Origin of the sequence: Janthinobacterium sp. LM6, from assembly GCF_002002885.1 — a bacterium.
Lineage (GTDB): Bacteria > Pseudomonadota > Gammaproteobacteria > Burkholderiales > Burkholderiaceae_D > Janthinobacterium > Janthinobacterium kumbetense.
The window spans coordinates 1387600-1401861 of record NZ_CP019510.1 but is presented as its reverse complement, the minus strand read 5'-3'; the positions used below and the strand labels follow the sequence as shown (position 1 = coordinate 1401861).

The following is a 14262-nucleotide window of genomic DNA, read 5'->3' as shown; positions in this document are numbered from 1 at the left end:
GCAAACTACAGCCGCGACGACGATGCCGGCTTGGCCACCGCTTGCGCCGGCTTGAACAGGTGGCTGATGCCCATGGTCAGCAGCGGGCCGGCCAGCGCCAGGTAGGAACTGTCGACGCCGTACGGATTTCCTGCCAGGAACCAGCCGATGGTGGCGATCACCGAGACGATCACGCCGACGAAGGCGCCGCGCGGCGTGCCGAATTTCGGCGCATAGAAAGCCATCAGCACCAGCACGGCCAGGGTGGCGCGCAATGCCTTGCCGAGGAAGGCGATCATCAGCAGTTTTTCCGCATACAGCGCCAGCACCAGCGGCAGCAAACCGGCCACGACGATGGCGATGCGCAGGAACATCAGCGATTTTGCATCGTTCTTCGCCTTGTTGTACCAGGGATCATAAAAATCCTTCATGGCCAGGGTGGCCGATGCCAGGGTGGTGGCGGAAATGCCGCCGAACAGGGCGCCGGCCAGGCCGACGATCATGATGCTGGCGGAAAACGCCGGCATATGGGCGATCAGCGTGGGAAACGCGTCGATCGACTTCATGCCCGGATACAGCACGGCGCTGCACATGCCGATCAGCGCGGCCATCAGGCCGAACGGGATCATCAAGGACGACACGTAATAGCAGGCACGCTTGGCCACGGCCGGGTTGTCCGTGCTGACGAGAGCCTGGATCACGTATTGCGTGGCGAAGATGGAACCGATGCCGCCGATCATCCAGGCGATGATCTGGCCCCAGCCGATCTCGACCCAATTGAACATCTTGGCCGGCAGCTGCGCCTGCAATGCGCCGATGCCGCCGATTGCTTCCAGCGCATACGCCAGCGCCAGGATCACGCCCAGGTATTTGACGATGGAGTGGGCGAAATTGGTGTACACCACCGAGCGCATGCCGCCCAGGCTGACATAAATCACGGTGATGGCGCCCACCAGCAGAATGGCCACGGTTTTATTGATGTGCAGCACGGCCGCCAGCACGGCGCCGCCGCTCGCATACAGGGCCACGGCAACGATGCTCAGCGCGACGATGGTGAGGATGGATGCCGCATAGCGAACGGGTTCGCCGTACGTCTGCGCCAGGATGCCGGAAATCGTCGACTGCCCGCTCTCTTTGTATTTTTTCACCAGCACGATGGCCAGCAACAAAAAGCCCAGCGACAGCGCCACCAGATTCCAGGCGGCGGAAATGCCCAGTTCATAGCCCTTCTGGGCCGTGCCGATGCTGACGGAACTGCCGATGAATTCCGACAATAGCAGCGCGCCGATCAGGTAGGCGGGATAATTGCGTCCACCCGCCGTCATGCCCTCGGCGCTGTTGGCATGCTTGCGCACGCTATACGTAATGTACGACATGAGGGCAAAATAGCCCACCGTGACCGCCGCGATGATGATCAATCTGTTTTCCATCTGTCTACTCCAAGTTTGCTTTTTTTCTTATTATTTTTTCAAAAAAGCTTGCCCTGCCGCGTGCCGGCCTTGCCGGCGACGGTGCTCAGGGGCAAAGCGAAATCTTACCCTGCCGGCGACGATACAAAAGCGCGCAGCCGGGCCGTGAATGCGTGCGCCGCCTCGACATTCGACAAATGCGACGCGGGCACTTCGGCCAGCTGTGCGCCCGCCATCTGCCGCTGCAGCCAGTGCGCATCGTCCACCGTGGTGACGGGATCGTACTCGCCGGCGATGACCAGGGTGGGCACCGCAATCGTGGCCGCCTGCGCGCGCAAGTCCGCCTGCGCCAGCGCTGCGCAGCAGGCCGCGTAGCCTTCGGCATCCTGCCCGCGCAAGGTGGCGATCATGCGCGCCACCGTGGCCGCTTCACGCGCGATGAAGGCTGGCGTAAACCAGCGCGCGGCGGCGCCGTCGGCCACCGTGGCCATGCCGTCGCGGCGCACCTGTTCCGCGCGCGCCAGCCAGGTGTCGGCCGTGCCGATGCGCGCCGCAGTATTCGCCAGCACGAGCTTCGTCAAACGCTGCGGCTGGTGAATGCCCAGCCACTGGCCCGTCAAGCCGCCCATGGAAATGCCGCAGAACGCGGCACGGGCGATATCCAGGTGGTCGAGCAGCGCCACCACGTCCAGGCCCAGGCGCTCGATGCCGAACGGCGCGCCGCCGCTGGCCGACTGGCCATGGCCGCGCGTATCGTAGCGCACGACATAAAAGTCGCTGGCCAGTTCCGCCGCCTGGCGATCCCACATGGACAGGTCCGTGCCCAGGGAGTTCGACAATACCAGGCAGGGCTTGCCGCGCTCGCCATCGGTGCGGTAATGCAGCAGCGTATCTTCCCCGTTCCAGGCGATCACGACAATTCCGGTATCCGTGTGTTTCATGGCATGTCTCCTTTGCTCTGCGGGTCAGGCATCGCCGTCGCGCACCGACGATGGATGGCGGCACAGCGGCATCACGTCGACCTGCATGTAGGGGAACAGCGGCAAGGAGGTGAGCAAGTTGTGCAACTCGTCCACGCTGTCTACATCGAAAACGCTGATGTTGGCGTACTGGCCGGCGATGCGCCACAGGTGGCGCCACTTGCCCTCGTGCTGCAGGCGCTGCGCCAGTTCCTTTTCCGTCTGTTTCAGTTGCGCCGCCTGCTCGACGGGCATGCTTAATGGCAGGTTCACGTTCATGCGTACATGGAATAACATGGTTTTTCCTTTGACTGACTTATTGACGCTGCATGGCGCGTAGTTTGTCCATATCGATCTCGACGCCCAGGCCCGGCCCCGTCGGCACCTGCAACATGAAGTCGCGGTACACGAGCGGTTCGCGCAAGACTTCCTGCGTCAGCAGCAAAGGCCCGAACAGCTCCGTGCCCCAGGCCAGTTCGGCAAAGGTCGAGCAGACGTGGGCCGTGGCGGCCGTGCCGACGCCGCCTTCGAGCATGGTGCCGCCGTACAGGCCGACACCGGCCAGGCGCGCCACGGTGGCCACTTCCAGCGCCGGCAGCAAGCCGCCCGACTGGGTAATTTTCACCGCATACACGTCGGCCGCATCGGCCTGGGCCAGCGCCAGCGCATCGGCGGGGCCGTGCAAGGCTTCGTCAGCCATGATGGCCACGTCGAAGCGCTGCGTCAGGCGCGCCAGCGCGGCGCGGTTGCCCGCCTTGACGGGCTGCTCGATCAGGTCGATGCCGCCCGCTTCCAGCGCGGCAATGCCGCGCACGGCGTCCGTCTCGCTCCAGGCCTGGTTGACGTCGACGCGCACGCTGGCACGCTCGCCCAGCGCCCGCTTGATTTCCAGCACATGGGCCACGTCATCCATCACGTCGCGCAAGCCGATCTTCAGCTTGAAGATGCGATGCCGGCGCAGTTCCAGCATTTTTTCCCCTTCGGCGATATCGCGCGCCGTGTCGCCGCTGGCCAGCACCCAGGCCACAGGCAGCGCATCGCGCACGCGGCCGCCCAGCAATTCCGACAGCGGCACGTTCAGGCGGCGCGCCTGCGCATCCAGCAGGGCCGTCTCGATCGCGCACTTGGCGAAGCGGTTGCCCTGGATGACCTTGCGCACCCTGGCCATGGCCTTGGCCACTGCGCTCGCTTCCATGCCGACCAGCAGCGGCGCGATATAGGTATCGATATTCGTCTTGATGCTTTCCGGGCTTTCGCCGCCGTAGCTCAAGCCGCCGATGGTGGTCGCCTCGCCCCAGCCCGTGATGCCGTCGGCGCAGCGCAGCCGTACCAGCACCAGGGTTTGCGTATTCATGGTGGCGACGGACAGCTTGTGCGGACGGATGGTTGGTACATCGACCAGGTAGGTCTCGATATTTTGAATCATATTTATTCCGTATAATTCTGTAGAGTGGAGACACGATATTCCCCGAACGCCCCCACGTCCAACACCGAATTGGTATCAAACCTATACCTGAAAGGTATGAAGATGGAATTACGGCACTTGCGCTACTTCGTGGCGCTGGCAGAGGAAAGGAACTTCACGCGGGCCGCCGCGCGCCTGCATATCGCGCAGCCGCCACTGAGCCGGCAGATGCAGCAGCTGGAAGAAATCCTGGGCGTGGCGCTGATCGAAAAAGGCTCGCGGCCCTTGCGGCTGACGGAAGCGGGCGAGTTTTTCCTGGCCCACGCGCGCCCGCTGCTCGACCAGGTGCGCGACCTGCAGGCGATGACGCAACGCATCGGCAAGCTGGAACGCACCCTGTCGATCGGCTTCGTCGCCTCGACCCTGTATGGCGAATTGCCCGACATCGTGCACCGCTATTGCGAACGGCATCCCGAGGTCGACGTGACCCTGCATGAAATGACGACGGTGGAGCAAATCAAGGCCCTGAAGGAAGGCCGCATCGACGTGGGCTTCGGGCGCCTGAAAAGCGAAGACCCCAGCATCCGCCGCATCCTGCTGCGCGAGGAGCGGCTGGTGGTGGCCCTGCCGCCCGGCCACCGGCTGGCCAAGGGGGAAGGCGGCTTGCGCCTGACGGAGCTGGTGCATGAAACCCTGCTCGTGTATCCGAAAGCGCCCCGCCCCAGCTTTGCCGACCAGGTGCTGGCCATGTTCAGCGAAGGCAATGTCACGCCCGGCCCCGTCACGGAAGTGCGCGAACTGCAGATTTCCATGGGACTGGTGGCGGCCGGCCAGGGCATCTCCATCGTGCCGGAAAGCGTGCAAGCCATGCATCACCGGAACGTCGTGTACCGCAAGCTGGACGACAAGCATGCGTTCTCGCCCATTTTATTCAGCATGCGGCATATGGACCGCTCGCCGGAACTGGAAAACCTCCTCGCTGCCGTGTATTCGATCTACGATGAACACGGCATCGCGCACGTCAAGGAAAGCCTGTAGCCCTCAGGCAGATAGCGGCGCGTCGGCCAGCAGTGCCGGGCGCAGCGCGCGGATGCGCAGTTCCGTGAAATAGCCGCCCGCCTCGTTGTAGCGCAGGTAGTGGCGGCCGCAATTGAGGCAGCGGGCTACCTGGCTCAGATTGGCGGGATAGTAGCGCGGCGCGATGGGCGCATCGACGCTGTCGTAGCGCGTGCCGTGCGGGTGATACTCGGCAAACGTCGGTTCCTCGTACGGATCTTCGCGCAGGGTGCCGATTTCTTCGAAGCGGTCCAGCTCCAGCGAGGTGGGAAGGCGCTGCCAGGCGTCCAGCGGGACGGCGCAGCAGCTGCATTTTTGGGTAACCGCGGCCGACGCGGCGGCCAGCGTGGACAGGGCGGGAAAGTCGATGAATATCATGTTCAGCCAAGACAAAGGGGCGGCCTTTGGCAACGAGCCTGGCCGCGCCCCTCATTCTAGCGCAGCCACATCCGGCCGGCACGCGGCCCACATTTTGCCAGGCCCAGCTCCAGCAGCATCAGCAGGCCGCCGGAAACGAGCAGCAGCGGCATCAGCGCGCACATGGTGGCCGCCACCAGCCAGGCAAGCGCGGAAGGCGAGGTCCAGGCGCCGGGCAGCAGCTTGGGCAAGCCCAGCGAGCCAGGCAAGCGTCGCTTGAAAAACATCACCCAGCCCGACACGAGCGAGAACAGCACGCTGGCGCCGAACACGAGCAACAGCGCCTGGTTCCACCAGCCGAATTCGCCCCGGTGGAACGGGATGCCGATGGCCGTCGCCTTGCCGAACGCCGTCTGCGCCTCCCACCCCGCATAGTACAAAGGCTTGCCGCTATAGGCGTCGAATTGCAGGTCGAAGCGCAAGGTGGGCTGGCTGCGGTCGGCCATGGTGGCACGCCACACATCGTCCTGGCTGGCCGGCGCCGTTAGCTGCACGGCGATGGCGGGCGCATGGCTGCGCGCCACCCGCCACGCATCCTGCCAGTCGAGCGGAGCGCCCTCCTCCGTTGAGTGCAGGCCGCGCGGCGCGGGCGGCGGCGCCTGGCCGCTGGCATCGCGCAGCGCGCGGATGCGCCCGCCCGCCTGCTGGCTCCACGTCAGCCCTGTCGTCAGGATCACCACGCTGACGATGCCGAGCGCCACGCCGAGAAAAGCATGCCACTGGCGCCAGCCATTGCGCCCCCGCGCGCCCCGTTTCGGCAAGCCCGATTGGGCGCCGCGCGGCCACCACAGCACCACGCCCGTCACCAGCATCACCATCAGCCAGCTGGCCGCCAGCTCGATCATCCAGCGCCAGCCATCGTTTTGCAGCAGGCGCGAATGCAGCTTTTTCGCCCAGCTGCCGAAGCGTTCGCTGCCGGCCAGGCTGCCCAGCACGCGCGCGTCATACGGATTCACATATATGATGACGGCTTGCGCGGGCAGGCCGAACTTCGGCCTGGCGGGCGTGGCCGGCGCGGCATGTCCGCCATGGCCCGCATGCTCATCCTGCGCGCCGCCGGGCGGCGCAAACGCCACCTGCACCGCGTCGTCCTGCTGAAACGGCGGCACCACGTGCTGCACCGCCCAGCCACGCGGCGCGGCCCGTTCCGCCGCCGCCACGGCGGCGTCCAGCGGCAGCATGGACGCTTGCGGCGCCACGTGATCGAGATGCTGGTACAGCCTAGCCTCGATCTGCGGCGTGAACACGTACAAAATACCCGTCAGAGTGGCCACCAGGGCAAACGGCGAGGCGATCAGCGCAGCCCAGAAGTGGATACGCCAGTACAGGCTCTTGCGCCGCGCGATGAGAAAGGTGAAATCGTCCATGGCCATCCTCACAGTGCGTTATAGGTATAGGACAGGCCCAGCATCACGCTGCGCGGCGCACCGGGCGTGTACTGGTTCTGGCTGTTCGGCGCATAGCTGCCCACGCCCGCATAGCTGCTGCTGGCCGAATCGGCATAGCGCTTATCGGCCAGGTTGCGCACCTGCGCCCATGCTTCCAGTCCGCGCGCGACCTGATAGCTGGCACGCAGGTTCAGCAAGGCGTGGCCCTTGTACTCCACCGTGTTGGCATTGTTCATCCAGTAGCGGCCCTGGTGCACGGCTTCGAGCGCGATACGCGCGCCTGCCACGGGCTTGTAGCCGATCTCGAGCGAGGTGATGTCGCGCGGCGCCTGCGGCATATCACGGCCGCTGTAATCGAGGCTGGCGGAGACCTGGTAGCGCAGGTAGCGGTGACGCGAGATGGCCGTGGCGAAGCGCGCGTCGAACGGGCCGCTGTCGTAGTTCAGGCCCAGCTCCAGCCCTTCGCTGCGCGTGCGTCCCGCATTGCGGTTTTCGCTGTTGCCCGGCGAAAGCGTGTAACTGACGATGGTGTCGCGCCCGTCGAGCCGGTACAGGGCCGTATCGAGTTTCAGGCGGCCCTGCAAAAAGGCCCAGCGCAAGCCCAGTTCATAGTTGTTGTAGACGGACGGCCGCAAGTCGGCGATGCCCGTCTTGCCATACAACTGGCTCACTTCCGGCGGCGTGAAGCCCTGGCTGACGTTCGCATACGCGCTGCCCGCATGGCCGATGGCGTAGGTGGCGCCCAGCTTCGGACTCACGTGCGAAAAGCTGCGCGACTCGTCGGGCGCGCCGTAATTGACGCTGCCGCCGGGCGCCAGCTTGTTATGGTAGTCGTAGCGGATGGCGTCCGAACGGCCGCCCAGCACCACGCGCGTGCCCGCCAGCGGAGAAAATTCCCATTGCGCGAAGACGGCCGTATTCAAAATGTCCGTCTGGTAGTCGCGCACGCCCTGCGGGTTGGACGCATTGGCCAGCGTGTAGCGCAGGTAGCGGCCCGTGGCCGCATCGCGCACGATGGACAGGTTATCGCTGACAAAGGGATTGTCGCTCTTGTCCACGTAAATGCCGGCGATCAGGCGCGAACGCAGCCACGCGAATTCCTGCTGGTGTTTCACGTCCAGGCCCAGCGAATCGACGTGGTTGTTGTTGATGACGCCCTTGCACAGCATACCCGCGCAGCTGCCGATGGAATACGCGGGAAGCTGCCCATGGTCGTTCTTGCGCGTAAACACGGTGACGGTGCTCGTGCCATGGGCGGTCGTCGCGCCCTCCCACGCCAGGTTCATGCGCGTGGTCTTGTCCTTGCGATAGGTGAAGGTGTTCAGGCTCTTGCCTGGATTGCTGCGGTAATCGTTCTCGAACAGGCTGCCCGTCATGGCTGCATCGAGATCCGTGTGGACGAGGGTGGCGCGCAGCTGCGAGGTGGGGCCGAGCGCATAGTCGGCACGCAGCGAGAACGAATCCTTGTCGCCATAGCTGTACTCTTGCCAATTGTCGCGCGAACGGCGCGAACTGTAATGGGAAAAGCGCAGTCCCAGCGGCCCCCAGGTATCGCTGGCGGAAGTGTCGTAGCGGGTGAAACCGCCCACATTATCGCGCCGCACGCCCACGCTTGCCGTCGGTGTCGGGCTGGCGCCGGCCGTGAGGAAATTGACGGCGCCGCCCACCGCATTGCTGCCGTACAGCGAGGAGGCGGCGCCCTTCACCACTTCCACGCCGCTGGCGCCCGCCATGTTCATTTCATTGAGCGAGTTGTGGTTGAAGACGCCCAGCGGGCGGATGGGAATGCCATCTTCCAGGTACTGGTAGACGGCATTCGTGCCGATGGGCTGGCGGATGCTCATGCTGTGCTGCTCGTTGCCCAGGTCATTCCAGTACACGCCGGCGATGCGGTTGAGGATATCGCCCATGGTCTTGGGCTTGTCGCGTTCCAGCATTTTGGCATTGACGGCACCGATGGCCTGCGGCGTCTCGGACAGCCACGATTGCGCTCGCGAGCCGGATACGACGACGGTGTCGATGGCGTGGTCAAGTTGCTGCGCCTGCGCGCAGGGGTAAGCGAAGGCGATGGCAGTCGCCAGCACCAATAATGTCTTGTTCATGTGATTTTCGTTTAAGTGTGCGGATGCGGCGCGTCACACCGCAAGGTGGACAGCGCCAGCATTGAAAATGCAAAAACTTAAATGAGACCGGGCGGCGCGCGCGACTGCGCGGTGGACCAGATGAACAGCGGGGATGGGGACTGGTAGTACAGGGCCGGGAAGATGGCCGTGCCGCTGGCCACAAGCAGCGGCAGCACGGGGGTGGCGGGCGGCAGGCCGACGGAACCCGCATGCGTGGAACAGAAGGCGCAGTGCTCCATCTGCATGGCCTTGCCGCCGGATTTCTCGTCGGCGGCGCCGTCATCGACCTGCACGAAGCGGATACCGGCCACCGAACAGATTTCCGCCCAGCCGGAGCCGGACTCCTGCTTGGCGTTGGCGACGGCCTGGGAAATCGACGGCGCGAGCGCCGCCAGCAGGATCGCGAAACAGGCGATCCAGGCGGCAAAGCGGCGCGTGAACAAGGTCATTCCCATGGCCGCATTTTACCAGCGGCCGCCGGGACTGGGTAGCGGAAAGCGGCTCAGGCGGCCGGGCAGGCGGCGTTGCCGTTGTCAAAAGCGCGCACCACGCTGGCCGCATCGGCGGCGATACGGTTCACGGCGCGGCGGTGACCGAGTACCAGTTCATCGTAGCCGGCGCCCACCTTTTCATTGGCTATCGTGCGGCAAGTGACCACCTTGCTGCTGGCCAGCTGGCGCACGCTCCACACGGCATCGATCAGCGCATACTGGCCCATCACCGACTCGAAACGCTGCACATTGGTGCTGATGCGGTACACGGGCAGGTTGTCCGGATGCGGCGTGCGGAACACATCGATGGCGCCCAGGTCGTTCGTCACGGCCGTCGACAGGGCCTGGCCGATCTCGCCGGCCAGCGGCCCGGCCCAGCGCTGCTGCTCCAGCAGTTCGATGCGCCCCGATGGCCCCGTCACGACGAACTGGTTGCGGCTCACCTGCTGCGGCACGCTGACGGCCAGCACCTCGACATAGTATTTGACGGGTTTGGCCGGCTGCGCGTCGGCGCCGCCGCTGAGCGTATAGAAATGCTCGGGCTGGGGCGTGGAGCAGGCGCCCAGCAGGCTGGCCGCCAGCAGCGCGGAAAAAATCGGTTTCATCATTTTTTTTCATCTCCTTTTTTACCGCGGATCAGGGACTCGGGATGACGTTCCAGGTAATCCGACAGCGCGTTCAGCGATTGCAGGGTTTGCGTCAGCTGCTGCAAGGCCTGGCGCACGTCCGACTGCAGTGGCGAATCCTTTTGCAGCACCTGTTCGGCGGTGCCGAAGGTCTGTTTCGCCGCCGTCAGGGTATCGCGCATTTCCGGCACCACCTGGCCATCGAGCTGCCTGAACAGGGTATTGGCCTGCTTGATGGTGGCGTTCAGGTTATTGCCGATCTCCGCATAAGGCACCTGATCGAGCTTGCGGGCAATGCTGGCGATCTGCGTCTGCAATTCATCGAGGGTGTTCGGCACGGTCGGCACTTCCAGCGGATACCTGTTCAAGTCCAGCGCCACCTTCGGCGCTTTCGGGAAGAAGTCCAGCGCGATGTACAGCTGGCTGGTGAGCAGGTTGCCCGTGCGTAGCTGGGCACGCAAGCCACGGCTGACCATGCGTTCGAGCAGCTGGTGGCCGGCCGAGCCTTCCTCATCGTCGACGGCGGCCTTGAAGCGCATGCCCAGGCGGGCCGGGTACAGGTTGACGGTGACGGGCATGCGGAAGTTCTTCTTCACGGGATCGAACTCGATGCCCACCGAACGCACCTCGCCCAGTACGATGCCGCGGAAATCCACCGTGGCGCCAGGCTGCAAGCCGCGCAGCGACTGGTCGAAATAGAACACAGTGGTAATGGCCTGGCCATCGGGCTCGCGCATGGCACTGGCCTCGTCGGCCGCCAGGCGGAAATTGGTATTGGCCGGCGCCGGTTCGTCGGGCTTGCGGCCATTTTCTGCTTCGAAGGCGATGCCGCCCACCAGCATGGCCGCCAGCGATTGCGTATTCAATTTGAAACCGTTCGAATCGAGGCGCACATCGACGCCGCTGGCATGCCACCAGCGCGCATTCTTGCCGACGAACTGGTCGTACGGCGCGTTCACAAAGACGGACATGGTGATGCCGTTGCCATCCTTGTCCAGCGCAAAGCTGACCACCTTGCCCACGCGCAGGCGGTGGAAGAACAGGGGCGAACCCACGTCGACGGAACCGAGGCTTTCCGCATGCAGGGTGTACAGCTTGCCCTTCTGGTCACCGGCCACGGCGGGCGGACTCTCCATGCCGATAAAATTCTCCTTTTTGGCTTCCGACTTGCCCGTGTCGACGCCGATGTAGGCACCCGACAGCAAGGTGCCCAGGCCCGTCACGCCGCTGGCGCCGATCTGCGGACGCACCACCCAGAAGCGCGAATCGGCGGTGGCGAAGCGGCGCGCCTCCTTGCTCATGTCGATCGTCACGAGTACCTTGCTCAAGTCGTCGCCCAGGGTGATGGCGCGCACCTGGCCGATATCGACATCCTTGTATTTGACCTTGGTCTTGCCAGGCTCGAGTCCTTCGGCGCTCTTGAAGCTGACCGTCACCGTGGGCCCCTGGTCGAGGATGGACTTGGCGGCCAGGCCGGCGCCGATCAGCGCGGCCAGCAACGGGATGAGCCATACCAGCGACGGCAGCCAGCGGCTGCCCTGTTCCACCTCGGGTTCCGGCAATGGACGGCCGCCCGCTTCGGCAAGGTCGCCTGCTTCTTTGTCAGACATGCTGTTCTCCAATCACTGTATTGTTTCCGGTATTTGCCAGCACCACGGGCTCTTCCTCACCATGCACCTGCCCGTCGACGGGGTCCCAGATCAGGCGCGGGTCGAACTGCATCGCCGCCAGCATGGTCAGCACCACCACGGCGCCAAAGGCCAGCGCGCCAGGACCGGCCGTGATCACGGCCAGCGACTTGAAGCGCACCAGCGCCACCGTCAGGGTGACGACAAAGATATCGAGCATGGACCAGCGGCCGATGAATTCGACCATGCGGTACAAAATGGTGCGCTGGCGCGGCCGCCAGCGCGAACGGCGCTGCGCGGTGAATGCCAGCAGCGCCAGCACGCCCAGCTTCAGCATCGGCACGACCACGCTGGCAATGAAAATGATGATGGCCAGGCCTTTCGAGCCGCTGGTCCAGAACAGCACCACGCCGCTCATGATGGTGTCGTCCTGCGCGCCGAACAACGATTGCGTCACCATCACGGGCAGCAGGTTGGCGGGAATGTAGAGGATCATGGCGGCGATCAGCAAAGCCCAGGTGCGGTTGATGCTGTCCGGTTTGCGTACGTGCAGGGCCGTGCCGCAGCGCACGCAAGCCAGGTGCCTGCCCTTGCCCAGCGGCGGCGCCACCAGGCCGCAGGCATGGCATGGCACGACATTCTCGCCGGGCGCGAAGGCCTTGTAGCGGATGCCGGGCAGCGCTTGCCGGGTCAGGTCATCGCCCAGGTTCCACAGGGCCTTGGGGTCAAACGAAACGACGATGGCCAGCATCAGGGTCAGCGCGCCAAACGCGAACAGCCCCGGTTGCGGCAGCACCGTGGCCAGGCTGGTCATCTTGACGACGGTGATCAGGATGCCGATCATCAGCACCTCCGTCATGCCCCATTCACGCGCCGTCTGCACGGCGCGCAACACGCGGTTAAAGCCGGGCACCTTGACGCCGCTGCGCAAGCCCAGCGCCACGTACAGCAGGGAACCGAGTTCGATGGCGGGAAAAAGGATGGTAAACAGGAAGACCATCGTCGCCACGATGTGCATCTGCTCGGACCACAGCACGCGGATGGAACCGAGCAAGGTGGCGCTGGAAGTGAGGCCATTGACGTCAAGTTCGACGATAGGGAAAAACTGGGCGATCAGGAAGACAAAAGCGGCACCCAGAGTGAGCGCCACCACCTTGGTCAATTCGGCCGATGCGCCCCGCGCATGCGCGCCGCGATACAGCACCGAGCGGCAACGAATGCAGCGCGCCTTTTCGCGGGGACGCAGCGGACGTTTGCGGTACAGCACGCCACAGTCATGACAACTAATCAGGTCGTATCGGTGCACAGTGTGAAGTTTGCCGGCGCCCGAAGCGCGACTATCCCATGTCAATGCCAGCCATCATGACAGAGTTGGCATTTTTCTGCACTACAGCATTATTCTTTTCCACGCCCCCGCAGCAGCGCCTCCACGGCGCAGCCGATTTGCAGCATTTGACCGTCCTCCCCCGCCAAGCCGCAAATGCCCAGCCCGACGGGCAGCTCGCCGTCGGCGTGGCAAGGCAGCGACAGCGCGCAGCCGTCGAGGAAGTTGATCACGCTGGCGTTGCGCAGCACCAGGCCATTCGTGGCAAAAAAAGTGGCGTCATCCGCTTCCAGCGGCGCGACTTCCGGCGCCAGTATGGCCACGCTGGGCATCAGCCAGGCATCGAACGGCGCCAGGCGCCGCCGGGCGACGCCGATCAGGCGCGCGCGCGCATCGAGTAGGTCGATGTAGTCGGCTGCGCCCTGCTGCTGGCCGCGGCGGATGCGCGCTGCCACGCGCTGGTCGTACTGCGCGCCCTTCTCTTCAAGTAACGCCCTGTGCCAGTGCCAGGCTTCCGCCGCCACCAGCCCGCCGCCGCCATTGATCGTCGGCAGCTCCAGCAACTCGGGGAAATCGAACTGTTCCACCAGGGCGCCGGCTTGCCGCAGCTTGTCCAGGGCAGCATCGAAAGCCTGCTGCACCTGCGGCGCCACGTGCGTGCCGACGTAGTCCAGGGTAAAGCCGAAGCGCAAGCCTTTCAGTGCCGGCGCCTGCGCGCCGATGTCATGGCCCGACAGCGCCGCGTACAAAATGGCGCAGCAATCGACGCTGTGCGCGATGGGGCCGGCCGAATCGAGGGAGCGCGACAAGGGCACAGTGCCGGCCAGCGACACGGAAGCGGCCGTCGGCTTGAAGCCCGTCAGGCCGCAAAAAGCGGACGGAATGCGGATCGAGCCGCCCGTATCCGTGCCCAGCGCGCCGGCCGCCATGTACAGCGCCACCGTCACGGCGCCGCCCGAGGTGGAGCCGCCCGCCACGCGCGCGCGGTCGTGCGGATTGCGCGGCGTGCCGTAATGGGGATTCAAGCCCAGGCCGGAAAATGCGAATTCGCTCATGTTGGTGCGGCCCAGCAGGATGGCGCCTGCCGCGCGCAGGCGCGCCACGGCGCCGGCATCCACAACGGCGGGCGGGGCGTCAGCCAGCACCAGCGAGGCGGCGCTGCTGACCTGCCCCCTGACGTCGAACAGGTCCTTGATCGAGATAGGCACGCCGGCCAGCGGTGAAGGCACCCAGCCGGAGGCGCGCGCCGCGTCGCTGGCTCTGGCCTCGGCCAGGGCTTGCGCGCCATCGAGGCTCACATACGCATGGCCGCCCTGCGCCCGGTGCGCCTCGGCGCGCGCCAGCATCTGCTCTGTCAGTGCCACGCTGCTGATGCGGCCGGCGGCCAGGTCGGCCGCCAGTTCCCTTATCGTCCTCTTGCCAGTCAAATCCATGCTGCCTCCCCGATTTCCCAGGCA

13 protein-coding genes are annotated in these 14262 nt (G+C 64.9%); 1 reads left to right on the top strand and 12 read right to left on the bottom strand.

Translation table 11 applies throughout. The annotated features are described in order from the left end of the window. Window positions 1-5: 5 nt before the first annotated feature. The 4 genes from BZG29_RS06230 to BZG29_RS06215 all read right to left on the bottom strand — a co-directional run bounded on the left by BZG29_RS06230 (window position 6) and on the right by BZG29_RS06215 (window position 3773). On the bottom strand, window positions 6-1409 hold the full coding sequence (locus BZG29_RS06230; RefSeq protein WP_077400125.1) for a sodium:solute symporter: 1404 nt from the start codon (window positions 1407-1409) through the stop codon (window positions 6-8). Window positions 1410-1513: 104 nt separating this feature from the next. Further along, window positions 1514-2329, bottom strand: coding sequence for a 3-oxoadipate enol-lactonase (gene pcaD, locus BZG29_RS06225; protein ID WP_077400122.1), 816 nt, complete (start codon window positions 2327-2329; stop codon window positions 1514-1516). Window positions 2330-2353: 24 nt separating this feature from the next. Continuing rightward, on the bottom strand, window positions 2354-2644 hold the full coding sequence (catC, locus tag BZG29_RS06220; RefSeq protein WP_077400120.1) for a muconolactone Delta-isomerase: 291 nt from the start codon (window positions 2642-2644) through the stop codon (window positions 2354-2356). Window positions 2645-2663: 19 nt separating this feature from the next. Beyond that, on the bottom strand, window positions 2664-3773 hold the full coding sequence (locus BZG29_RS06215; RefSeq protein WP_077400117.1) for a muconate/chloromuconate family cycloisomerase: 1110 nt from the start codon (window positions 3771-3773) through the stop codon (window positions 2664-2666). Between the two features lie 102 nt (window positions 3774-3875). Here BZG29_RS06215 and BZG29_RS06210 point away from each other — a divergent pair, with 102 nt between their 5' ends. Continuing rightward, the gene (locus BZG29_RS06210; protein WP_077408983.1) at window positions 3876-4790 is read left to right on the top strand and encodes a LysR family transcriptional regulator; all 915 of its coding nucleotides are present in this window, start codon (window positions 3876-3878) and stop codon (window positions 4788-4790) included. Between the two features lie 3 nt (window positions 4791-4793). On the opposite strand, the gene BZG29_RS06205 is transcribed toward BZG29_RS06210, so the two are convergent. The 8 genes from BZG29_RS06205 to BZG29_RS06170 all read right to left on the bottom strand — a co-directional run bounded on the left by BZG29_RS06205 (window position 4794) and on the right by BZG29_RS06170 (window position 14238). Continuing rightward, window positions 4794-5186 (bottom strand): hypothetical protein, encoded by a 393-nt coding sequence (locus tag BZG29_RS06205; RefSeq protein WP_077400114.1) that lies wholly within the window; start codon window positions 5184-5186, stop codon window positions 4794-4796. Window positions 5187-5242: 56 nt separating this feature from the next. Then, entirely contained in the window at window positions 5243-6592 is a 1350-nt protein-coding gene (locus BZG29_RS06200) for a PepSY domain-containing protein (protein ID WP_077408982.1), read from the bottom strand. Window positions 6593-6600: 8 nt separating this feature from the next. Further along, complete coding sequence (locus BZG29_RS06195; RefSeq protein WP_253192800.1) at window positions 6601-8715, bottom strand: TonB-dependent receptor; 2115 nt, start codon at window positions 8713-8715, stop codon at window positions 6601-6603. Window positions 8716-8792: 77 nt separating this feature from the next. Continuing rightward, window positions 8793-9191 carry a DUF2946 domain-containing protein gene (locus BZG29_RS06190; RefSeq protein ID WP_253192799.1) on the bottom strand — a complete coding sequence of 133 codons (399 nt, stop codon included), beginning with the start codon at window positions 9189-9191 and terminating at the stop codon, window positions 8793-8795. 47 nt (window positions 9192-9238) lie between these two features. Continuing rightward, window positions 9239-9835 carry a membrane integrity-associated transporter subunit PqiC gene (locus tag BZG29_RS06185; protein ID WP_253192798.1) on the bottom strand — a complete coding sequence of 199 codons (597 nt, stop codon included), beginning with the start codon at window positions 9833-9835 and terminating at the stop codon, window positions 9239-9241. Next, window positions 9832-11463 (bottom strand): MlaD family protein, encoded by a 1632-nt coding sequence (locus BZG29_RS06180; protein ID WP_077400108.1) that lies wholly within the window; start codon window positions 11461-11463, stop codon window positions 9832-9834. The genes BZG29_RS06185 and BZG29_RS06180 overlap by 4 nt, the downstream gene beginning before the upstream one ends. Further along, the gene (locus BZG29_RS06175; protein ID WP_077400105.1) at window positions 11456-12787 is read right to left on the bottom strand and encodes a paraquat-inducible protein A; all 1332 of its coding nucleotides are present in this window, start codon (window positions 12785-12787) and stop codon (window positions 11456-11458) included. Before BZG29_RS06175 ends, BZG29_RS06180 begins: the two co-directional genes overlap by 8 nt. Before the next feature lie 89 nt (window positions 12788-12876). Further along, the gene (locus tag BZG29_RS06170) at window positions 12877-14238 is read right to left on the bottom strand and encodes an amidase (protein ID WP_077400102.1); all 1362 of its coding nucleotides are present in this window, start codon (window positions 14236-14238) and stop codon (window positions 12877-12879) included. Between the last annotated feature and the right edge of the window lie 24 nt (window positions 14239-14262).